Origin of the sequence: Aquincola sp. J276, from assembly GCF_024700035.1 — a bacterium.
Taxonomy (GTDB): Bacteria; Pseudomonadota; Gammaproteobacteria; order Burkholderiales; family Burkholderiaceae_C; genus Aquincola; species Aquincola tertiaricarbonis.
On record NZ_JAJONC010000002.1, the window covers coordinates 300,240 to 321,022 of the forward strand.

Here is a 20,783-nt window from a genome sequence, read left to right on the forward strand (position 1 = left end):
CCTGTTGCCCGGCGGCCGTCTAGCGGCGGCAGCGCACGCCGCCTAGAGTCGCCTGCATTCAAAGCAGGAGACGGCGACTTGACGGACGTGCTGGTCATCGGTGGAGGCAATGCTGCGCTGTGCGCCGCGCTGATGGCGCGCGAGGCGGGCGCGACGGTGCAGCTGCTGGAAGCCTCGCCGCGTGAGTGGCGCGGCGGCAATTCGCAGCACGTGCGCAACCTGCGCTGCATGCACGACGCTCCGCAGGACGTGCTGGTGGAGGCCTACACCGAGGAGGAGTTCTGGCAGGACCTGCTCAAGGTCACCGGCGGCCGCACCAACGAGGCGCTGGCCCGGCTGGTGATCCGTGCCAGCGCCACCTGCCGGCCCTGGATGCGCCGCCATGGCGTGCACTTCCAGCCCTCGCTGTCAGGCGCGCTGCACACCGCGCGCACCAATGCCTTCTTCATGGGCGGCGGCAAGGCGCTGGTCAATGCCTACTACCGCAGCGCCGAGCGGCTGGGCGTGCAGCTGCGCTACGACACGCCGGTGGACCGGCTGGAGCTGCAGGACGGCCGCTTCGTCGCCGCCTGGTCGGGCGGCCAGCGCTTTGCGGCCAAGGCCTGCGTGCTGGCCTCGGGCGGCTTCGAGTCCAACCGCGAATGGCTGCGCGAAGCCTGGGGCGTGAACGAGCGCGGCGAGCACCCGGCCGACAACTTCCTGATCCGCGGCACCCGCTTCAACACCGGCGTGCTGCTGCGCTTCATGATCGACGCCGGCGCCGACACCATCGGCGACCCGACGCAGGCGCACATGGTGGCCATCGACGCCCGCGCGCCGCTGTACGACGGCGGCATCTGCACCCGCATCGACTGCGTGTCGCTGGGCGTGGTGGTCAACCGCGAGGCCCGCCGCTTCTACGACGAAGGCGAGGACTTCTGGCCCAAGCGCTATGCCATCTGGGGCCGCCTGGTGGCGCAGCAGCCGGGGCAGGTGGCCTATTCGGTGATCGATGCCAAGGCGGTGGGCCGCTTCATGCCGCCGGTGTTCCCGGGCGTCAAGGCGGGCAGCCTGCCCGAGCTGGCGCGCGGCCTGGGCCTGGACGAAACCGCCTTCGTGCAGACGCTGCAGGCCTACAACGCGGCCTGCCGGCCCGGCAGCTTCGACCACACGCGGCTGGACGACTGCCGCACCGAAAGCCTGGCCCCGGCCAAGACCCACTGGGCGCGGCCGATCGACACGCCGCCGTTCTATGGCTATGCGCTCAAGCCCGGCGTCACCTTCACCTACCTGGGCCTGAAGGTGGACGAGACCGCCGCGGTGCGCTTCGCCGGCCGGCCCAGCCCCAACCTCTTCGTGGCCGGCGAAATGATGGCCGGCAACGTGCTGGGCCAGGGCTACACCGCAGGCGTGGGCATGAGCATCGGCACGGCCTTCGGCCGCATCGCCGGCACCCAGGCGGCGGCAGCCGCCGCGGCACCCACCTTGAAGAAGGCCGAGCATGTCCCCGCTTGACACCCTGGTGCGCGAAGCCGCTTCGCTGGGCGGTGCCGCGCCTGCGCGCGTGATCCCCATCCAGCCGATGACCGGCAGCGAGGCCGAGGTGGCGCGCGTGCTGCAGATCTGCAATGCCTGCCGGTACTGCGAAGGCTTCTGCGCCGTGTTCCCGGCGATGACGCGGCGGCTGGACTTCGCCAAGAACGACGTCAACTTCCTGGCCAACCTGTGCCACAACTGCGGCGCCTGCCTGCATGCCTGCCAGTACGCGCCGCCGCACGAGTTCGCGGTCAATGTGCCGCGGGCCATGGCCGAGGTGCGGCTGGGCACCTACAGCGAATACGCCTGGCCGCCCGCGCTGGGCCGGCTGTACCAGCGCAACGGCCTGACGCTGGCGCTGGCCCTGGCGGGCGGGCTGGCGCTGTTCATGATGCTGGCGGCCGCGCTGCACGGCGGCTTGTGGGGCGGGGGTGGAGGGCGGCAACTTCTATGCAGTGTTTCCGCACAACCTGATGGTGGCGCTGTTTGCGCCGGTGTTCCTGTTCGCGGTGCTGGCGCTGGGCATCGGCGTGCGGCGCTTCTGGCGCAGCGAGGTGCCGGGGACGGCCAGCGCCGCCGCGGTGGCCGAGGCCACGCACGACGTGCTGCGGCTGAAGTACCTGGACGGCGGCCACGGAGAAGGCTGCAACAACGCCGACGACCGCTTCACCCAGGCCCGCCGCCGCTTCCACCACCTCACGTTCTACGGCTTCCTGCTGTGCTTCGCGGCCACCAGCGTGGCCACGCTGTACCACTACCTGCTCGACTGGCCGGCGCCCTATGGCTACACCACGCTGCCCAAGCTGCTGGGCATCAGCGGCGGCGTGATGCTGGTGGTGGGCACCGTGGGCCTGTTCTGGCTGAACCTGCGGCGGCATGCACTGCAGCAGGACCTGCGCCAGCGGCCGATGGACCGCGCCTTCATCGGCCTGCTGTGCCTCACCGCGGCCAGCGGCCTGGCGTTGATGGTGGGCAAGGGCAGCGCGGCGCTCACCGTGCTGCTGTCGGTGCACCTGGGCGCGGTGATGGCGCTGTTCGCCACCATGCCCTACGGCAAGTTCGCGCATGGCATCTACCGCAGCGCCGCGCTGCTGAAGTGGGCCATCGAGAAGCGCCAGCCCAGCCGGCTTCAGCTCGGCGACGACTGAACACTCAAAACGCCAACGGAGACGACCCGATGCACACCCGCCTGCTTGCCACCGCCGCGCTCTGCGCGCTCGCCTTCAGCCGGCCCGCCGCCGCGCAGGAGCTGCCGAAGAAGCCGATCACGATGGTGGTCGGCTTTGCTGCCGGCGGGGCGGCCGATGCAGCCGCCCGCATGATCGCGAAGAAGCTGCAAGCCAACATCGGCCAGAGCGTGGTGGTCGACAACCGCGCCGGCGCCGGCGGCAACATCGCCCACCAGTTCGTGGCCAAGGCCGAGCCCGACGGCTCGGTGATCCTGCTCGGCTCCATCGGCCCGCTGACCATCGCGCCGCACCTGATGAAGGTGGGCTACGACCCGCAGAAGGACCTGGCGCCGCTGACCATGGGCGTGAGCTTTCCGAACGTGCTGGTGGTGCACCAGGGCGTGGGCGTGAAGACGCTGGCCGAGTTCATCGCCAAGGCCAAGGCCGAGCCCGGCAAGCTGGACTTCGCCTCCACCGGCGCCGGGTCGGCCTCCCACCTGGCGGGCGAACTGCTGAACCAGCGCGCCGGCATCGACACCGTGCACATCCCCTACAAGGGCGGCGCCCCGGCGCTGCAGGACCTGCTGGGCGGCCGCGTCGCCTCCTACTACAGCACCCCGGCCACCGCCGCGCCGCACATCGAGACCGGCAAGCTGGTGCCCCTGGCGACTACCGGCCTGCAGCGGTCGGAGTTCATGCCCAACGTGCCTACCGTGGCCGAGTCCGGCTTCCCGGGCTTCAGCGCCACCAACTGGTATGCCTTCGTGGCGCCGGGCAAGACACCCGCGGCGGTGCTGGACCGCTGGAACACCGAGCTGGTCAAGGCCCTGCGCGACCCGGAGGTCAAGGCCGAGCTCGACCGCCACGGCCTCACCCCCGCGCCGGGCAGCCGCAAGCAGCTGGCCGACTACATCGCCAGCGAGTCGAAGACCTGGGGCGAGCTGGTGAGGCAGCGGGGCATCAAGGCGGATTGAGGATGGCGTGTCGCGGGCGCGGCCTGCGCCGCGCCAGGGTGCGCTACGCTGCGGCCACGTTCCCCACTCCGACCTTCCGCATGCGCCCTCGGTTGTCGTTGTTCGCCAGCGTCGTTGCCATCGTGCTGGTCGCTGCCTGCTCGGAGGCCACCAACGGCGTGGGCATGATCAGCCAGCGGCTGGGCCAGGCCGTGCGCAACGCGGGCAACCAGGAGGTGGCACTCGCCTCGCTCACGTCCTTTGGCTGGGACAGGTTCTATGCCTTCAAGCCTGGCGTCACGCGGGAGGAAGTCTGTCGGTTCATCCACGCGGGGAGGAATGCGTGCGGCCGGGTGATCCGCATTGAGCGCGCCGGGCAGGACCAGACCTTCCTGGTGTTTGCCCTGGAGGACCGCGTCACGCACGTGGAGCTGCATGCCCTGTCCAACGGCGAATTCGACTTCCCGTTTCCCGAGACGGGCCAGCCGCGCGATCACGCCGTGTTCAAGGTGCGCCGCACCGCTTCCGGCGCCGGCGAAACGTTTCTGCTCGAGCCTCGCTGACGGGGCACACAAGGGACGGACGGAAACCCAACCGCTGCAAGCCCCCGGCGTCGGTTTTCCGACCCCTTTGGGCCCCACTGCACCCACCTCTGCATGTCAAGCCGATTGGCATGGATCGTGCGAAATGTTTCACGGCATTTCGTAAAAGATCACTGGAGGTCAGGATGTATCGATCAATGTGTACCGGTGGCGTGGCGACCCTGCCGCTGCAGGGCAGGGGGGCGCATGCTTTCCTGGCGCCCGCGGTCTGCTTGTCGCTGTTGTTGGCCGTCGGGCTTCCCGCCAGCGCGAATCCCTGGTCCTATCCCGGCGACCCGGGCTTCGTGGCCCGCAGCCTGCAGGAGTTCGCGGCGGCCAAGGCCAGTTGGGAGACGCCGGAGTACGGCTTCTTCACCGGCATCAACCCCGCCATCGGCGGCACCGTCGTCAATGCCCCGTGGCAGCTGGTGGCGGTCAATGCCTCCACCGCCTATGCGCTGGGCTACTACGGCCAGGGCATCACGCTGGGCATGATGGACTCGGGCTACCGCACCACCCATGAAGGCTTCCAGACGACGCTGATCGCGCCGGCGCGTGGCGAGGGTGTGTACGGCACCTCGGGCTTCGGCTACCGCAACACCGTCACGCCGGCGAACCCGTTCACCGCCGGCGAGCGCTTCACCATCGACGGCGACCAGGCGCGCACCACCGACTGGTCGCACGGCACCGGCATGCTGGGCGTCACCTCCGGCATCCGCGACGGCGTGGCCCAGCACGGCATCGCCTTCGCTTCCAAGATGATGGTGGCACGCACCGGCGGGTCGGACACGCAGTCCCATGGCCCGTTCCACGACTACGTCTACTGGTACACCGCCAACAAGGCATTGGTGGATGCCGGCGCCAAGGTCATCAACAGCAGCTGGGGCTCCTTCGTCCAGACGCTGAACCGCACCCGCTTCGATGCCTTTGGCAACGATCTGGGTGCCGACGGCAACCTGGTCAACGGCTACCAGCTCTCCGGCAAGGACAGCGCCAACCCGGTGGCGATGGCCAGCACCATTCCCAACGAATTCCTGAAGGACCTGGAGTACCAGTACTTCTTCACCAAGAAGAGCTACCTGCCGGGTGGCATCCAGTACAACCCGGCCTACCCGGGCCGCTCCTTCATGGACGCGATCTGGGACGTCATCAAGGTGACCGGCACGGTCAACGTGCGCTCGGCCGGCAACAACGACTGGAGCAACCCGTACTTCCGCCCGGCCTACCCGCTGTTCAACCCGGCGGCGGAGGCGCAGTTCGTCGCGGTCGGCGGCGTGCAGCCGCCCACCGAGGCCAACCCGGAGTACACCAAGCAGTCGGGCTTCAACGAGGCCGGCCTGGCCAAGTGGTGGACGGTGTCCACGCCGTCGAATGCGGTGCGCACCACCAGCAGCGCCGGCGACACCAACTACTCCAACTCCAGCGGCACCTCGCCGGCCACGCCGGTGGCCACCGCGGTGATGGGCGTGATGCTGTCGCGCTATCCGAACATGGATGCCAAGCAGGTGCGCGACGTGATGCTCACCACCGCCAACAACAAGATGACGGACGGCGTGCGCTTCCTGGGCACCGGCCAGACATCGGCGACCGGCGTTTCCATCGCCTGGACGGCGCCGGACGGCCTGCCGGACGAGCGCTGGGGTTGGGGCATTCCCGACCTGGCCAAGGGCATGTACGGCCCGGGCCAATTCCTGGCGCCGATGGTCTACGACATGAGCAAGGCGCCGCTGGACATCTGGTCCAACGACATCGGCCAGCTGGCCATCAAGCAGCGCCAAAAGGAAGACCTGGCCTGGCTGGCGGCCTACAAGCAGCAGGGCATCGCGTTGGCCGGTGAGTTCAGCCCCAACGTGCTCAACCCGAATGGCACGCTGAGCCGCCAGGCCTTCATGCTGCAGGGCCTGCTGAACGACCCCGCGGTGCAGGCCATCACCAACGGCCGGCCGGAGACCTACGACAAGATCCCCCACGCCGACGCACTGCGCTGGCGCAAGGAATGGATGGACGCCCGCGCGGCGCACATCCAGGGCAAGATCGACCGCGGCCAGTACAACGCCTCGCTGACCAAGGCCGGCAGCGGCACGCTGATCCTCACCGGCAACAACACCTATGCCGGCGGCTCCACCGTGACGGGCGGCAAGCTGTCCATCGTCGGCAGCAACAGCTCGGGCGTGACGGTGAACAGCGGCGGCACGCTGGGCGGCACCGGCAGCGTGGCCGGCACCGTCGTCGTGCTCAAGGGCGGCGTGCTGTGGCCGGGCGTCACCGCTGCGGAAGCGGCGGGTGTGCCGGCCGTGGTGGCCAACCTCTCGGTGGCCACCGGCGACGTGCTGCGCACCAGCATGGTCAAGGTGGGCCTGGGCGCCGGCTTCAAGGCCACGCTGAAGGCGGGCGGCGAATCGTCGCGGCTGCTGGCCAGCGGCACGGTGGCGCTCGGCGGCACGCTGATGCTGGACCTGTCGGCCGCGCCCAACCGCGGCGACGTGTTCACGCTGATCGAGGCCCGCGCCATCGCCGGCACCTTCGCCGGCCTGCCGGAAGGTGCGCTGCTGACGGCCGGCGGCCGGCAGTTCCGCATCTCCTACCTGGGCAGCAAGGTGACGCTCACCGCAAGCTGAGCAGTCGCCTGCAATCGACAAGACAACCCGTGCACACGGTGCACGCAACATTGAGGGAAACGATCGTGGCAAAACGCGATGCAATGATTTTGGGCGTGGTGCTGGCCGGCCTGGCGGCCTTCGGCACGCCGGCGCAGGCGGCTTCAGAGCTGGTGGTCAACGGCGGCTTCGAGCAGCAGGACTTCACTGGCTGGATCAGCGGCGGCGACACGGACTTCAACCTCGTCAACTGCACCAACGGCGGCCAGACGGCCTTCGCCGGCAGCTGCAGCGCCGCCATCGGCTCACTGTCCGACAGCAGCCTGGTGCAGTCGGTCAACGTCGGCGCCGCCGGCCTGACCTACAACCTGTCCTTCGCCTTCCAGTCGGACGGCGCGGCGGGCAGCAGCTTCAGCGTCAGCTTCGGCGGCCAGACGCTGGTGTCGATGCCCTCGCCGGGCGAGTCGCCCTACACGCTGTACCAGTTCAGCGGCCAGACCACCGGCGCGGACATGCTGCTGGCCTTCAGCTTCGCCAGCCCCGGCGGCACGCTGTACCTGGATGCGGTGTCGGTCACCGCGGTGCCCGAGCCGGCCACCATGGGCTTGATGGGCGCGGGCCTGCTGGTGCTGGGCGCTGCGGCGCGCCGGCGCGTTAAGCAGGCGTAAGAAGGCTGGGGGCGCTGACGGCGGGCAAGCGACCGGCGCGGGCACCTGCCCATCAGGTGACCAGTGCCGTCGCCCCCGCCCAGCTGCCATCCTGCGCCAGGACGGCTACACGATGATCGTCAATTCGGTAGGGCCGATGGCGGTCAACCTCTCCCTCTACAAGAAGCTGCCGGTCAATCCGCTGACCGACCTGGAGCCGGTGGTGCAGATTGCCGACGTTCCCAACGTGCTGGTGGTGCACCCGTCGGTCAAGGCGGCCACGCTGGCCGAGTTCGTGGCGCTGGCACGCTCGGGCAAGGGCGAGCTGAACTATTCGTCCACCGGCATCGGCACCTCGTCGCACCTGGCGGGCTTCATGCTCGGCCAGCGCGGCGGCTTCACCGCCACCCACGTGCCCTACAAGGGCGCCGAGGCGTTGAAGGACCTGCTGGCCGGCCGGGTGCAGTTCATGTTCGCCACCATCCCGTCGGTCATCCAGCACATCCGCACCGGCGCGCTGCGGCCGCTGGCGGTGAGCAGCCCGCAGCGCTCGCGGTCGATGCCGGATGTGCCGACCGTGGCCGAGTCGGGCTATCCGGGCTTCGAGGCCGGCTCGTGGTTCGGTTACTTCGCGCCGCGCGGCACGCCGCCCGCGGTGGTGGCCAAGGTCAATGCCGCGGTCAACGAGATCCTGCGGCTGCCCGAGATCGAACGGCAGATGGTGCAGGAAGGGGCCGACCCCATCGGCGGCTCGTCCGAGGCCTTCGGCCGCTTCGTGCGGGCCGAGCACGACAAGTGGAAGGTGGTGGTGCGCGACTCGGGCGCGACGGTGGAGTAGCGCGCCGGCGGGCTGAAGGTCCTCGGCCGCTCAGCCACCCATCACCGTCTCCAGCGCCTGCGCCACGGCCAGCAACCGCGCATCCTGGCCGGCCGCGCCGTCCAGGCACAGGCCCACTGGCAGGCCGCCCGGCGTGCAGCCCGCCGGCAGGCTGATGGAAGGCAGCCCGGCCATGCCGGCAGGCCCGGTGTTGCGGATGTAGGCGCTGAAGGCGGGCACCGGCTGGCCGTCCAGCACCACCGTCACGTCCTGGCCAATGGGCACGGCCGGCAGCGGCGTCGTGGGATAGAGCACCGCATCCAGCCGGTGCTGTGCGAAGGTCTGGCGGTACAGCGACTGCAGCCGCGGCCGCAGCACCTGCATCGCGTGCCGGTAGGCCTGCGGCGTGATGCGCTCCGGCCCCATCGGCCGGGCGAAAAGCGGCCGCACGTCGGGGCTGGCGATGCCGTCGAACAGCGCCTGCACGTCGAAGCCGCGGCCATGGCTGCGGAAGTAGTGCTGCAGCGCCGGCAGGATCTCGAACAGCGAGATGGACATGGCGCCGCCATTGAACAGCGCGCCCGCTTCGCCCAGTTCCACCGGTACGAGTTGCACGCCCGCCGCCTGCAGCCGCTGCAGGCCGGCCTGGCAGCAGGCGGCGGTGTCATCGTCCAGCGGTCGCCAGAACCAGGCCTGCGGCACACCCAGCCGCAGAACGGCGGGCGAAGGCAGCGCAGGCGGCGCCGCACCGCTGCGGCCGCTGGCCACCGCATCGACCAGCATGCAGTCAGCCACGCACCGGGCCATCACGCCGGCCGTGTCGAAGGTGGGCGAGATCGGCACCAGCCCGTCGTCCGGCCAGCGACCCACCGTCGGCCGGAAGCCCACCAGCCCGCACAGCGCAGCCGGCACCCGCACCGAGCCGCCGGTGTCGGTGCCGATGGCTACCGGCACCGCATGGGCCGCCAGCAGCACCGCATTGCCGCCGCTGGAGCCGCCGGCGACGTGATCGGGCGCATGCGGATTGCGCGCCGGCCCGAAGTGATGGTTGTGGCCGGTGACGCCCTGCGACCACTCATGCAGGTTGCTCTTGCCGAACACCAGCGCGCCCGCGGCCAGCAGCCGCTGCACCACGCCGGCATGGCGCTGCGGCACATGCCCGGCCAGCCACGGGGTGCCGGCGGTGGTGGGCAGGCCCGCCACGTCGATGTTGTCCTTGAAGGCGAGCGGCAGGCCGTACAGCGGCAGCCGGGCGGCATGCCCGGACGAATGCGCCGCGTCCAGCGCAGTGGCCCGCTGCAGCAGCAGCGCGGGGTCGTGGTGAATGAGCCCGTTCAGGTTGCGCACCGCTTCGGCCCGCTGCACCAGCGCGTGTGCATAGGCGCTGCAAGAGAGTGCGCCTGCCTGCATTGCGCGCACCGCGCCGTATGCGGTGTGGTGCAGATATGGATGCAGTAGAGCGGTGGCAGTGGAATGCGGCGTGTTCATGCCATCTGCCGGTGCAGTTTGCGGGCCAGATGCGGGCATCGAGGCTTGGCATGGATACTGCAATCGCCTTCTTTGTGTATTCAAAGGAGTCGCACATGGGTATCACGCAACGTCGCCGTCTGGGCAAATGGGTCGTCGGTTTCGCCATGCTGGCCGCGTTGCCGGCCATGGCGGCTGAAAAGGTGTCGCTGCGCCTGAAGTGGCTGGCGCAGGCGCAGTTCGCTGGCTACTACGTGGCCAAGGCCAAGGGCTTCTACGAGCAGGCCGGGCTGGACATGACGATCAACCCCGGCGGCCCCAACCTCAGCGTGGACACGCTGGTGGGCTCGGGCAACGACACCTTTGGGGTGGCCGGCGGCACCGAGGTGGTGTTGATCGCCCGCGAGAAGGGCCTGCCGCTGGTGTGCATCGGCGTCGGCGTGCAGCGCACCCCGTATGTGTACGTGACCTACAACGACTCGGGCATCAAGACGGTCAAGGACTTCAAGGGCAAGAAGGTGGCCACCTGGTTCACCGGCACCCAGTACACGCTGTACTCGATGCTGGCGCATGAGGGCGTGAAGCAGAGCGAGGTGACCATCGTGCCGCAGTCGGGCTCGATGGCGCCCTTCGTCGAGAAGCAGTTCGACGTGGCCGCCGCCACCTACTACAACGAGCTGAACACGCTGAAGGCGCAAGGCCTGGGCGACAAGCTCACGCTCATCAAGCCCGACGACTTCGGCGTGGTGGTGCAGCAGGACACGGTGGTGGTCAACGAGAAGTTCCGCAACGAGAAGCCGGCCGCGGTGCAGGCCTTCATCAATGCGTCGGTCAAGGGCTGGAAGTACGCGCTGCAGAACCGCAAGGAGGCCATCGACATCATCATGGCCGCCGCGCCCAGCCTGAACCGCGCGCACCAGGAAGCGATGCTGGACGAGTTCGCCAAGCTGCTGCTGGCGGGGCAGGGCAGTGCCGAAGGCCTGCTGGCCATCGACATGCCGGCCATCGGCAAGCTGCATGAATCGCTGGTGGAGTACAAGGCCATCAAGGCCCCGGCCGACCTCGCCAAGGCCTTCGACCCGAGCTTCCTGGCCAAGGCGCCGCCGGCCGACCGCAAGCTGTGACGGGACCGGGCCGATGAAGATGTCCCCGCTCGAGGTGCAGCCGGCCGCGCCGGCGCACGAAGCAGGCACGCCGCCGGTGATGCTGGAATTGGTCAACGTGTGGAAGCGCTTCGGCGAGTCGCCGGCGCAGACGGTGGCCGTCTCCAACGTCAACCTGAAGATCAACAAGGGCGAGTTCGTCACCCTGGTCGGTCCTTCGGGCTGCGGCAAGTCCACCCTGTTCAACATGATCGCCGGCCTGCTGCCGCCTGACGACGACGGCTCGCTGCTGCTGCGCGGCGCGCCCCAGCGCGACGGCCAGATGCTGGGGCAGGTGAGCTTCATGCCGCAGCGCGACCTGCTGTTCCCGTGGCGCACGGTGCTGGACAACGCCATCCTCGCGATGGAAGTGGAGGGCGTGCCGCGGAAGTTGGCCCGCGCCAAGGCCGAGGCCATGCTGCCGGAGTTCGGCCTGTCGGGCTTTGCCAAGCACTACCCGCACCAGTTGTCGGGCGGCATGCGGCAGCGGGTGGCGCTGATGCGCACCTTCCTGTTCGAGCGCGACGTGCTGCTGCTCGACGAGCCCTTCGGCGCGCTGGATGCGCTCACGCGCAGCTTCATGCAGCACTGGCTGCTGGACATCTGGGCCCGCCACCGCCGCACGGTGCTCTTCATCACGCACGACATCGACGAGGCCATCGTGCTGGGCGACAAGGTGCTGGTAATGACGGCGCGGCCCGGCACCGTCAAGAGCGAGACGGTGATCGACCTGCCGCGCCCGCGGGATCCGTCGGTGGTGACGTCGCCGGAGTTCATGCACATCAAGCGCCGGCTGCTGGCCGAGATCGAGGAAGAAAGCCGCAAGACCTTCGCGCAGGAGGCGGCGCCGTGAAGCACGCCAACCCGGTCGACAAGCTGCTGCAGCGCGGCCTGCAGTCGCCGCTGTTCGCGCTGCTGGTGGTGGGTGCGCTGTGGGAGCTGGCGGTGCTGGCCTTCGCGCCGTCGCCGCGGGTGCTGCCGGCCTTGAGCGCGATGGCGCGCGACGCCTGGTCGGTGTGGCCGCAGCTGCTGGCCAGCTTCAACCGCACGTTGCTGGAGACGGTGCTGGGCTTCGCGATGGGCGGTGTGGTGGGCTGCCTGTTCGGCACGGTGTTCACCTACTCGCGCTTCATGGAGCGCTCGGTGTTCCCGCTGTTCGTGGTGTCGCAGACGGTGCCCATCGTGGCCTTCGGCGCGCTCATCGTCATCTGGTTCGGCAACTCGCTGATGGCCAAGGTGATGACCGCGTTCTTCCTCACCTTTTTCCCGGTGACGGTGAACACGCTGCGCGGGCTGAAGAGCTGCGATCCGCAGCGGGTGGCGCTGATGCGCAGCTTCGGCGCCCGCGGGCTGGTGCTGTTCATCAAGCTGGCCGTGCCTTCGGCGCTGCCGCAGGTGATGGTGGGGCTGCGGCTGGGCATCGGCCTGAGCCTGATCGGCTCCATCGTGGGCGAATGGTTCGGCGAGACGGTGGGCCTGGGCGTGATGCTGATGGAGGCGATGAACGCCGACATGGTGGTGCGGCTGTGGGTGGTGATGGTGGCCTGCGGCGTGATGGGCATGCTGCTGTACGGCGTGCTCTCGTTCATCGAAAGGAGGCTGGTGTGGTGGCGAAGCGAAGCCTGATGGCCACGCGCCTGATGCCGGTGGCCGGCAGCGTGGCGGTGCTGCTGGCGCTGTGGGAAGGCGCAATCGTGCTGTTCGACATTCCGCCCTTCGTGCTGCCGCGGCTGCACAGCATCGTGCAGCATGCGGTGACCGATTTCGACAAGCTCTCGGGTGCGCTCCTGGCCACATTGGGCGAGGCGCTGGGCGGCTACCTGCTGGGCAGCCTGCTGGGCCTGCTGCTGGCCATCGTGATGGTGCTGGTCAGGCCGCTGGAGCGGGCGCTGCTGCCGATCGCGGTGGCGGTGAACTCGGTGCCCACGGTGGCCTATGCACCCATCTTCCTGATCTGGTTCGGCCTGGGGCCGGCCTCCAAGGTGGCACTCATCACGCTGGCGGTGGGCTTCACCATGCTGATCAATGCGCTGCATGGCCTGAAGCTGGCCGACGAGGCGGCCATCAACCTGATGCGCAGCTTCGGCGCCGGCCGGCTGGCGCTGGTGTGGCGGCTGCGGCTGCCCTGCGCCATGCCCTCGGTGGTCACGGCGCTGCGCATCAGCGTGCCGCGCAGCATGATCGTGGCCATCGTCGGCGAGATGCTGGGCGCCTATGCCGGCCTGGGCCGCGTGATCTATGAATCGACGCAGATGATCGACCTGCTGAGCGTGTGGTCGGCGGTGCTGTTTGCCTCGGTGGCCAGCATGGTGCTGTACGGCCTGCTGGTGTGGGTGGACCAGAAGATCGTGTGGTGGCGCTGATGACCGAAGCCGAACTTCGCATCCAGCTCGCGGCCTGCTACCGGCTCGTCAGCCACTTCGGCATGGACGACCTGATCTACAACCACATCTCGGCCCGGGTGCCGGGCAGCGAACACCACTTCCTGATCAACCCCTACGGGCTGTTGTTCTCGGAAGTGACGGCCTCCTGCCTGGTGAAGATCGACCTGGAAGGGCGCAAGGTGGAGCCCAGCGACCACGAGGTCAACCGCGCCGGCTTCGTGATCCACAGCGCCATCCATGCCGCGCGGCCCGATGCGCTGTGCGTGCTGCACACCCACAGCGATGCGGGCACCGCCATCTCGGCGCTGCCGGGCGGGCTGGCGCCGGTCAGCCAGTTCGCGATGCGCTACCAGGGCCACACCGGCTTCCACGCGTACGAAGGCGTGGCGCTGGACCTGGACGAGCGCGAACGCCTGGTGCGCGACCTGGGGCCGCACCACACGCTGGTGCTGCGCAACCACGGCGTGCTGACGGTGGGCCGCACCATCCCCGAGGCCTTCATCCTGATGTACTACTTCGAGAAGGCCGCGCGGGTGCAGCTGCTGGCGCAGTCGGGCCTGGGTGCCGGTGAAAGCCTGGTGCTGCCGCCGCCCGAGGCCAGCGCATTGGCCGCGCGCCAGTTCAACGAATTCGCCGGCGACATCCTGCCGCCCGGCACCCGCGAGTGGCCGGCCTTCGTCCGGATGCTCGACCGCACGCAACCCGATTACCGACTGTGAGATTGCCGACCGTGATGCTACAAGCCACCTCCTCCACGCTGCAGCTCGAGAACCTGAGCCCGTTCATCGGCACCGCGGTGCACGGCATCGACCTGCGCGAGCCGGTCAGCGATGCCGACTTCGCCGTGCTGCGCGATGCGCTCAACCAGCGCTCGCTGCTGCTGTTCCGCGGCCAGCAGATCGACGAGGGCCAGCACGTGGCCTTCTCGCGCCGCTTCGGCACGCTGCTGGGCCATGTGCTCACGCAGTTCCTGAAGCAGCAGCACCCCGAGATCTACGTGCTGTCCAACGTGACCGAGGGCGGCAAGCCCATCGGCAACCACAAGGAGGGCTGGAACTGGCACTCCGACCTGTCGTACAAGGCCGAGCCCTCGCTGGGCGCGCTGCTGTATGCGGTGGAGGTGCCGCCGGAGGGGGGCGACACGCTGTTCGCTTCGATGCATGCCGCCTGGGATGCGCTGGACCCCGCGATGCAGCAGCGCATCCGCCACCTCAAGGCCACGCACTCCTACGCCAACTACTACGGCAAGGCCTTCGCCGACCGCCAGCCGCTGAGCGACAAGCAGCGCGCCGACGTGCCCGACGTGCAGCATCCGCTGGTGCGCACCCACCCCGAGACCGGCCGCCTGTCGCTGTACGTGGGCCAGGACGTGGTCAAGCAGATCGACGGCCTGCCCGCCGAAGAGAGCACCGCGCTGCTGGCCGAGCTGAACGCGCATGCCATCGACCCGCGCTTCAGCTACCGCCACCGCTGGCAGGCGGGAGACCTGCTGATCTGGGACAACCGCAGCACGATGCACTGCGCCACGCCCTACGACGACCACAAGTACCGCCGGGTGATGCACCGCACCACCGTGGCGGGCGACCGGCCTTTCTGAAACCACGCTGCGACCCGCCCATGAGTGACGACAACACCGGCGCCGCCGCCGAACCGCTGCCGATCATCCCCACCGTGCCGGCCCGCGGCCGCCTACGCGACCGCTCGGTCACGCTGAGCGACGAGCTGCAGGAAACGCTGCAGGACCTGATCGTCAGCGGCGTGCTCAAGCCCGGCGCGCGGCTCGACGAGGCCGAACTGGCCGAACGCTTCCAGGTCAGCCGCACGCCGGTGCGCGAGGCGCTGAAGGCGCTGGCCGGCACCGGCCTGGTCGACCTGCGCGGCCGCGGCGGCGTGTGCGTGGCCGTGGTGCCGCTGCCCACGCTGATCGAGATGTTCCAGATGATGGCGGTCATGGAAGGCTTGTGCGCCAAGTACGCCGCGCGGCGTGCCAGCGCGGCGCAGAAGCAGCGCCTGGCGGGCCTGCACCAGCAGCTGGTGCAGGTGCTGGAGTCGGGCGACCACTCGCGCTTCTACGACGTGAACCAGGACTTCCACGACGCGCTGTACGACGCCTCCAACACCCAGTACCTGGCCGAGCAGACCCGTGCGCTGCGCAAGCGGGTGCGGGTGTACCGCCGCCACGTCACCTTCCAGCCCGGGCGCATGAGCGCCACCATCGGCGAGCACGCCGCCATCCTCGCGGCCATCGACCGCAACGACCCGGCCGCGGCCTTCAGCGCCGCGGTGGACCACGTCAGCCTGCTGGAGGACGACATCGTCGACCTCGTGGCCGCGCTGTCCCGCACCGACACGGACGCGGCCTGACCGCCGCCCGCGCCCTCCATTCCCTTTCCCGCTCGATACAGGAAGTTCCATCCATGAACCTCGACCTCGCTGGCCACACCGTGCTGATCACCGGTGCCTCCAAGGGCATCGGCCTGGCCGCTGCCCACGCCTTTGCTGCCGAAGGCTGCCACCTCCACCTGGCCGCGCGCGACGGCGCCGCGCTGGACGCCGCCGCCACGCAGATCGCCGCCACCCACGGCGTGCGCGTGACCGTGCATGCGATGGACCTGGCCACGCCCGAATCGATGGCCGCGCTGGCCGCCGCGGTGGGCGACATCGACGTGCTGGTGAACAACGCCGGCGACATTCCCTCCGGCCCGATCGAGTCGCTGGACTTCGCCGCGGTGCGCCGCGGCTTCCAGCTCAAGGTGCTGGGCTACATGGAACTCACGCAGCACATCTATGCCCGCATGAAGCAGCGCGGCCGCGGCGTGATCGTCAACGACATCGGCAACTCGGGCGAGAACTGGGACGCCAACTACATCGCCGGCTCCACCGGCAATGCGGCGGTGATGGCCTTCACCCGCGCGCTGGGCGGCGTGTCGCTGGACGACGGCATCCGCGTGGTGGGTGTGAACCCCGGCCCGGTGGCCACCGACCGCATGGTCAAGCTGATGAAGCGCCGCGCGCTCGACAACTTCGGCGACGAAGGCCGCTGGGAAGAGCTGTTCGACAACTACCCCGGCGGCCGCCCCGCGGAGCCTGAAGAGGTGGCCGAGCTGATGGTGTTCCTGGCCTCGCCGCGCGCGGCCTACATTACCGGCACCGTGGTCACGATCGACGGCGGCATTGCCGCACGCGGCTCCATCATCAAGACCAGCCGCAAGGCCCAGCAGGCCGAGCAGGCTCGCCAGCTGGCCGCCTGAGAGGGCATCACGATGAGCAGTGAAGCGGATGTCCGCAACCAGTACTTCGACCGGCTGTTCAGCAACCCCGAGTTGAAGTGGCTGGGCCAGAACACCAACCATTTCCCGATGCATCCTGCGGTGCGCGCCGCGCTGCACGAGGCCATCGACGACGAGAGCTTCCATGCCTATGCGCCGCCGCTGGGCATCGAGGCGCTGCGCAGCGCGATCGTTGACGACCTGGAGCTGCCCGGCCATGCCGCGGTGGTGACCGACGGCGCCGTGGCCGCGCTGGCGCTGGCCTGCCGCGCCTTCTGCACGCCGGGCGGCGGCTTCGTCACCACCGACCCGGGCTGGAAGTGGCCGCTGCAATTTGCGCAGAAGGCCGGCGCGGTGATCACCGAGATCCCGATCTACGGCCCCGAGCACGGCTACAAGCTCAGCGTGGATGCGCTGGTGGCGGCCACCGATGCCAACACCCGCGTGATCTATCTGGTGGACCCCAACAACCCGCTGGGCACCACCTACACCGCCGACGAGATCCGCGCCTTCGCGGAGCGGGCCAAGGCGCTGGGCGCGGTGCTGATCCACGACTGCACCTACCGCGACTTCGCCGACAGCCACACGCTGGCCTCCAGCTTCTACCCCGAGGGCACGGTCACCATCGTCAGCTTCTCGAAGTGGCTGGGCCTGGCCGGGCTGCGGCTGGGCGCGCTGGTGGCCACGCCCGACCTGCTGGCGCGCATCCTGCCGCATTCGCAGGCGCCGCTGGGCGCCAGCGTGATCGCGCAGCGCGCGGCGCTGGCGGGGCTGGCGGTCAAGGGCGAGTGGATGGCCCAGATCGGCGCGCAGCAGCGGGCCAACCAGGTGGTGATCGCCGAGGCCTTCCGCCGGCTGCCGGGCTTCCAGGTGCCGATGGCGCCCACGCAGGCCAACTTCCTGGTGGTGGAGTGCATCGACGCCGGCATCACGCCCGAGGCGCTGGTCACCGCGCTGGGCGAGCAGGGCATCATGGTGCGGCAGGGCGCGTACCACACGCCGCGCTTCGGCCACCGCTTCGTGAAGATCTCGACCACCGTGCCGGCCGCCTGGGCCCAGGCGCTGGTGGAGGCGCTGCCGCAGGCGGTGGAGCGGGCGCGCAGCCTGCCGGCCACCACCGCGCTGTTCTGATGCAGGAGGCCGCATGACCGACACCCTCGCCCTGTCTACCCACAGCGCCATCACGCCCGACGGCGTGCGGCTGCACGTGGAATCCGCCGGCCGCGGCACGCCCATCGTCTTCGTGCACGAGTTCGGCGGCGACCACCGCAGCTGGGAGCCGCAGATGCGCTTCTTCGCGCGGCGCTACCGCTGCATCAGCTTCGCCGCGCGCGGTTATCCGCCGTCGGACGTGCCGGCCGAGATGGAGCGCTACTCGCAGGCCACCGCGGCCGACGACATCGCCGCGGTGATGGATGCGCTGGGCCTCGACAAGGCCCATGTCGTCGGCCTGTCGATGGGTGGCTTCGCCACGCTGCACTTCGGGCTGCGGCATGCGGCGCGCGCGCTGTCGCTGGTGATCGCCGGGGCCGGCTACGGCGCCGAGAAGGAGCACGAGGACTACTTCCGCAACGTGTCGCTGGAAGTGGCGCGCCAGTTCGAGCGGCAGGGCAGCGAGACCTTCGCCAGGACCTACGCCATCGGCGCCAGCCGGGTGCAGTTCCAGAACAAGGACCCGCGCGGCTGGCAGGAATTTGCCACCTGGCTGGGCCAGCACGATGCCGTGGGTGCGGCCAACACGATGCGCGGCGTGCAGGCGCGCCGGCCGTCGATCTACGACCTGCAGGCCGACATCGCGCGCATGCCGGTGCCTTCGCTGGTGGTGGTGGGCGACGAGGACGACCACTGCCTGCAGCCGGGCATCTTCCTCAAGCGCACCATCCCGGCCTGCGGCCTGGCGGTGATGCCCAAGACCGGCCACACGCTCAACCTGGAAGAACCGGCGGCCTTCAATGCGCTGCTGGCCGAGTTCTTCGCCCAGGTGGAAGCCGGCCGCTGGGAGGTGCGCGACGCCCGCGCGCTGCCCAGCCAGATCATGAAGACCGACTGATGGCGGCGCTGGCCAACCTGCGGGTGGACGGCGCCCGGCTGTGGGACCGGCTGATGCAGCTGGCCCGCATCGGCGGCACGCCGGCCGGCGGCGTCAACCGTCAGGCGCTCAGCGCCGAGGAGATCGAGGCCTGGCGCGTGGTGATCGGCTGGGCCGAGGCCGCCGGCCTGCAGGCCAGCACCGACGACGCCGGCAACCTGTTCCTCACGCTGCCGGGCACCGATCCGTCGGCGCTGCCGGTGATGAGCGGCAGCCACCTGGACAGCCAACCCACCGGCGGCCCGTTCGACGGCGTGTACGGCGTGCTGGCCGCGCTGGAGGTGCTTGCCACGCTGGCCGAACGGGGCCTGCGGCCCCGTGCGCCGCTGGTGGCGGTGGCATGGATGAACGAGGAGGGCTCGCGCTTCGCGCCCGGCATGATGGGCTCGGAAGCCTTTGCCGGCGTGCGCCCGCTGGCGGAGATCCGCGACGCCAGCGACGCCGAGGGCGTGCGCGTGGCCGACGCGCTGGACGCGCTGCATGCGGCCTTTCCCGCGCTGCCACGCCGGCCCCTGGGCTTTGCCGCCCAGGCTTATGTGGAAGCGCACATCGAGCAGGGCCCGCTGCTGGAGGCCGAAGGCCGGGTGATCGGCGTGGTCAGCGGCATCCAGGGCAAGAAGACCTACCAGGTGGTGCTGCAGGGCGACAAGGGCCATGCCGGCACACTGGCCATGGCCGACCGGCGCGACGCGCTGGCCGCCTTCACCCGCGTGGCGGCCGAGTTGTATAGGCAGGTGGGCGGCCATGACGTGGACGTCAAGTTCACCATCGGCCAGCTCAAGGTGGAGCCGAACGCGCCTTCGGTGGTGCCCGAGCGGGTGGTGCTGCGCATCGACCTGCGCCACCCCGACAACGCCACGCTCGACCTGCTGGGGCAGCGGCTGGAAGCGCTGTGCCGCCAGCATGCGGCGCCCTGCGCGGTGCAGGTGCAGCCGCTGGTCGATGCGCCGGGCAACGGCTTCGATGCCGGGCTGCGGGCCCAGATCGACGCCGCTGCGCAGCGGCTGGGCCACCCGCGCATGGCGCTGCTGTCGGCCGCGGGGCACGATGCCCGGCACCTGGCGCCGCTGTGCCCCAGTGCGATGGTCTTCATTCCGTGCCGCGGCGGCGTGAGCCATGCCGAGCATGAATGGGCCGAGCCCGCCCATGTGGCCGCCGGCGCCGACGTGCTGCTGCAGGTGCTGGCAGCGCGGGCAGGCGTGGAGGCCGCATGACGCAAGGCTTCGACAGCCTGGCCGCGATGCCGGTGCAGCTGCCTGCGGCGCCCGCCGACGAGGCCCAGGCCCGCGCGCGCTTCTTCAATTCCGGCAACGCCTTCAACCTGAAGCTGCCGCCGGTGCCGGCCGGCCAGTTCGATGCGGTGGCGGCGCAGGCGCTGGCGGCCACGCACAGCGGCTGGTGGGCCTGCGACCAGTCGGCCGCGATGGGACAGGCCGGCCCGGCCACCACGCCGCTGATGCTCGCGCGTTATGCCCACGTAGCCGCGGGTGATGCACTCGCCTTCGACCTGCCTGCCACCGCGGCGATCTGCTACGTGATCCGTGGCAGCGGGGCGTGCCGCGGCGGCGCGGACTTGGTGCGCTTCAAAGCGGGCGACGTGTTCCTGCTGCCCGGCGGCAGCGCTTGCAGCCTGCACGGCGGCGCGGCCGGCGCCCTGCTGTGGATGGTGGACAACCAGCCGCAGCTGTCGCTGGAGGGCGCCCGGCCGGGCCCGGCCGAGGCGTCGCCGGTGGCCACGGTGCACTACCCAGCGGCCGAGATCGAGCGGCAGCTGTCGCTGGTGACGGCCACCGCGGCCGGTGCTGGCACCTCGGGCCATGCGCTCATCTTCTCGTCGCAGCAGCAGCAGGCGCGGCGCAACCTCATGCCGTCGCTCACGCTCAGCCTGAACACGCTGCCGCCCCGCGCGCAGCAGGCGCCCCACCGGCACAACTCGGCCGCCATCACGCTGGTGCTGCAGGGCGAGCATTGCCATTCGTCGGTGGACGGCCAGGCCTGCGGCTGGCAGCGTTGGAGCACGATGGTGACGCCGCCGGGCGCAGCGCATTCCCACCACAACGCCGGCGGCGTGCAGGCGCGCTTCCTCATCGTGCAGGATGGCGGACTGCACTACCACGCCCGCACGATGGGCTTCGAGTTCCTGGGCGCTTGAA

Annotated in this window: 18 protein-coding genes and 2 pseudogenes; 19 read left to right on the forward strand and 1 reads right to left on the reverse strand. The window is 69.9% G+C overall.

Annotation, left to right across the window (positions count from 1 at the left end; translation table 11 throughout):
- Nucleotides 1–78 precede the first annotated feature (78 nt).
- The 7 genes and pseudogenes from tcuA to LRS14_RS19255 form a co-directional block, all read left to right on the forward strand.
- Complete coding sequence (gene tcuA / locus LRS14_RS19225; protein ID WP_257800688.1) at nt 79–1,494, forward strand: FAD-dependent tricarballylate dehydrogenase TcuA; 1,416 nt, start codon at nt 79–81, stop codon at nt 1,492–1,494.
- A pseudogene (tcuB, locus tag LRS14_RS19230) lies at nt 1,481–2,663 on the forward strand (tricarballylate utilization 4Fe-4S protein TcuB). Before tcuA ends, tcuB begins: the two are co-directional and overlap by 14 nt.
- Before the next feature lie 29 nt (nt 2,664–2,692).
- The gene (locus LRS14_RS19235) at nt 2,693–3,658 is read left to right on the forward strand and encodes a tripartite tricarboxylate transporter substrate binding protein (protein ID WP_257800689.1); all 966 of its coding nucleotides are present in this window, start codon (nt 2,693–2,695) and stop codon (nt 3,656–3,658) included.
- A gap of 92 nt (nt 3,659–3,750) precedes the next feature.
- Nucleotides 3,751–4,200 carry a hypothetical protein gene (locus LRS14_RS19240; RefSeq protein WP_198156882.1) on the forward strand — a complete coding sequence of 150 codons (450 nt, stop codon included), beginning with the start codon at nt 3,751–3,753 and terminating at the stop codon, nt 4,198–4,200.
- Nucleotides 4,201–4,451: 251 nt separating this feature from the next.
- Complete coding sequence (locus tag LRS14_RS19245) at nt 4,452–6,836, forward strand: S8 family serine peptidase (protein WP_257800690.1); 2,385 nt, start codon at nt 4,452–4,454, stop codon at nt 6,834–6,836.
- Nucleotides 6,837–6,901: 65 nt separating this feature from the next.
- Nucleotides 6,902–7,483 (forward strand): PEP-CTERM sorting domain-containing protein, encoded by a 582-nt coding sequence (locus tag LRS14_RS30360; protein ID WP_257800691.1) that lies wholly within the window; start codon nt 6,902–6,904, stop codon nt 7,481–7,483.
- A 100-nt stretch (nt 7,484–7,583) separates the two neighbouring features.
- Nucleotides 7,584–8,300, forward strand: a pseudogene (locus LRS14_RS19255) (Bug family tripartite tricarboxylate transporter substrate binding protein); the annotation flags it as partial.
- Nucleotides 8,301–8,330: 30 nt separating this feature from the next.
- On the opposite strand, the gene iaaH reads toward LRS14_RS19255, so the two are convergent.
- Nucleotides 8,331–9,767 (reverse strand): indoleacetamide hydrolase, encoded by a 1,437-nt coding sequence (gene iaaH, locus LRS14_RS19260; RefSeq protein ID WP_257800692.1) that lies wholly within the window; start codon nt 9,765–9,767, stop codon nt 8,331–8,333.
- Nucleotides 9,768–9,862: 95 nt separating this feature from the next.
- Here iaaH and LRS14_RS19265 point away from each other — a divergent pair, with 95 nt between their 5' ends.
- The 12 genes from LRS14_RS19265 to LRS14_RS19320 are packed head-to-tail and all read left to right on the forward strand — an operon-like array spanning nt 9,863 to nt 20,782.
- The gene (locus LRS14_RS19265) at nt 9,863–10,870 is read left to right on the forward strand and encodes an ABC transporter substrate-binding protein (protein WP_257800693.1); all 1,008 of its coding nucleotides are present in this window, start codon (nt 9,863–9,865) and stop codon (nt 10,868–10,870) included.
- Between the two features lie 13 nt (nt 10,871–10,883).
- Entirely contained in the window at nt 10,884–11,741 is an 858-nt protein-coding gene (locus LRS14_RS19270) for an ABC transporter ATP-binding protein (RefSeq protein ID WP_257800694.1), read from the forward strand.
- The gene (locus tag LRS14_RS19275) at nt 11,738–12,514 is read left to right on the forward strand and encodes an ABC transporter permease (RefSeq protein WP_257800695.1); all 777 of its coding nucleotides are present in this window, start codon (nt 11,738–11,740) and stop codon (nt 12,512–12,514) included. Before LRS14_RS19270 ends, LRS14_RS19275 begins: the two co-directional genes overlap by 4 nt.
- Nucleotides 12,496–13,251 carry an ABC transporter permease gene (locus LRS14_RS19280; RefSeq protein ID WP_257800696.1) on the forward strand — a complete coding sequence of 252 codons (756 nt, stop codon included), beginning with the start codon at nt 12,496–12,498 and terminating at the stop codon, nt 13,249–13,251. The genes LRS14_RS19275 and LRS14_RS19280 overlap by 19 nt, the downstream gene beginning before the upstream one ends.
- On the forward strand, nt 13,251–13,991 hold the full coding sequence (locus tag LRS14_RS19285) for a class II aldolase/adducin family protein (protein ID WP_046112143.1): 741 nt from the start codon (nt 13,251–13,253) through the stop codon (nt 13,989–13,991). Before LRS14_RS19280 ends, LRS14_RS19285 begins: the two co-directional genes overlap by 1 nt.
- Before the next feature lie 14 nt (nt 13,992–14,005).
- Nucleotides 14,006–14,869, forward strand: a complete 864-nt coding sequence (locus tag LRS14_RS19290) for a TauD/TfdA family dioxygenase (protein WP_257802175.1) — start codon at nt 14,006–14,008, stop codon at nt 14,867–14,869.
- 20 nt (nt 14,870–14,889) lie between these two features.
- Nucleotides 14,890–15,636: a GntR family transcriptional regulator gene (locus LRS14_RS19295; RefSeq protein ID WP_083440401.1), complete on the forward strand. Its 747-nt coding sequence runs from the start codon at nt 14,890–14,892 to the stop codon at nt 15,634–15,636.
- 53 nt (nt 15,637–15,689) lie between these two features.
- On the forward strand, nt 15,690–16,523 hold the full coding sequence (locus LRS14_RS19300; RefSeq protein ID WP_257800697.1) for an SDR family oxidoreductase: 834 nt from the start codon (nt 15,690–15,692) through the stop codon (nt 16,521–16,523).
- A 12-nt stretch (nt 16,524–16,535) separates the two neighbouring features.
- Nucleotides 16,536–17,672, forward strand: coding sequence for a pyridoxal phosphate-dependent aminotransferase (locus LRS14_RS19305; RefSeq protein ID WP_257800699.1), 1,137 nt, complete (start codon nt 16,536–16,538; stop codon nt 17,670–17,672).
- A 13-nt stretch (nt 17,673–17,685) separates the two neighbouring features.
- Nucleotides 17,686–18,591: an alpha/beta fold hydrolase gene (locus LRS14_RS19310; protein WP_257800701.1), complete on the forward strand. Its 906-nt coding sequence runs from the start codon at nt 17,686–17,688 to the stop codon at nt 18,589–18,591.
- The gene (locus LRS14_RS19315) at nt 18,591–19,844 is read left to right on the forward strand and encodes a Zn-dependent hydrolase (RefSeq protein WP_257800702.1); all 1,254 of its coding nucleotides are present in this window, start codon (nt 18,591–18,593) and stop codon (nt 19,842–19,844) included. The genes LRS14_RS19310 and LRS14_RS19315 overlap by 1 nt, the downstream gene beginning before the upstream one ends.
- Nucleotides 19,841–20,782 (forward strand): cupin domain-containing protein, encoded by a 942-nt coding sequence (locus LRS14_RS19320; protein ID WP_257800703.1) that lies wholly within the window; start codon nt 19,841–19,843, stop codon nt 20,780–20,782. Before LRS14_RS19315 ends, LRS14_RS19320 begins: the two co-directional genes overlap by 4 nt.
- The last annotated feature ends 1 nt before the right edge of the window (nt 20,783 follow it).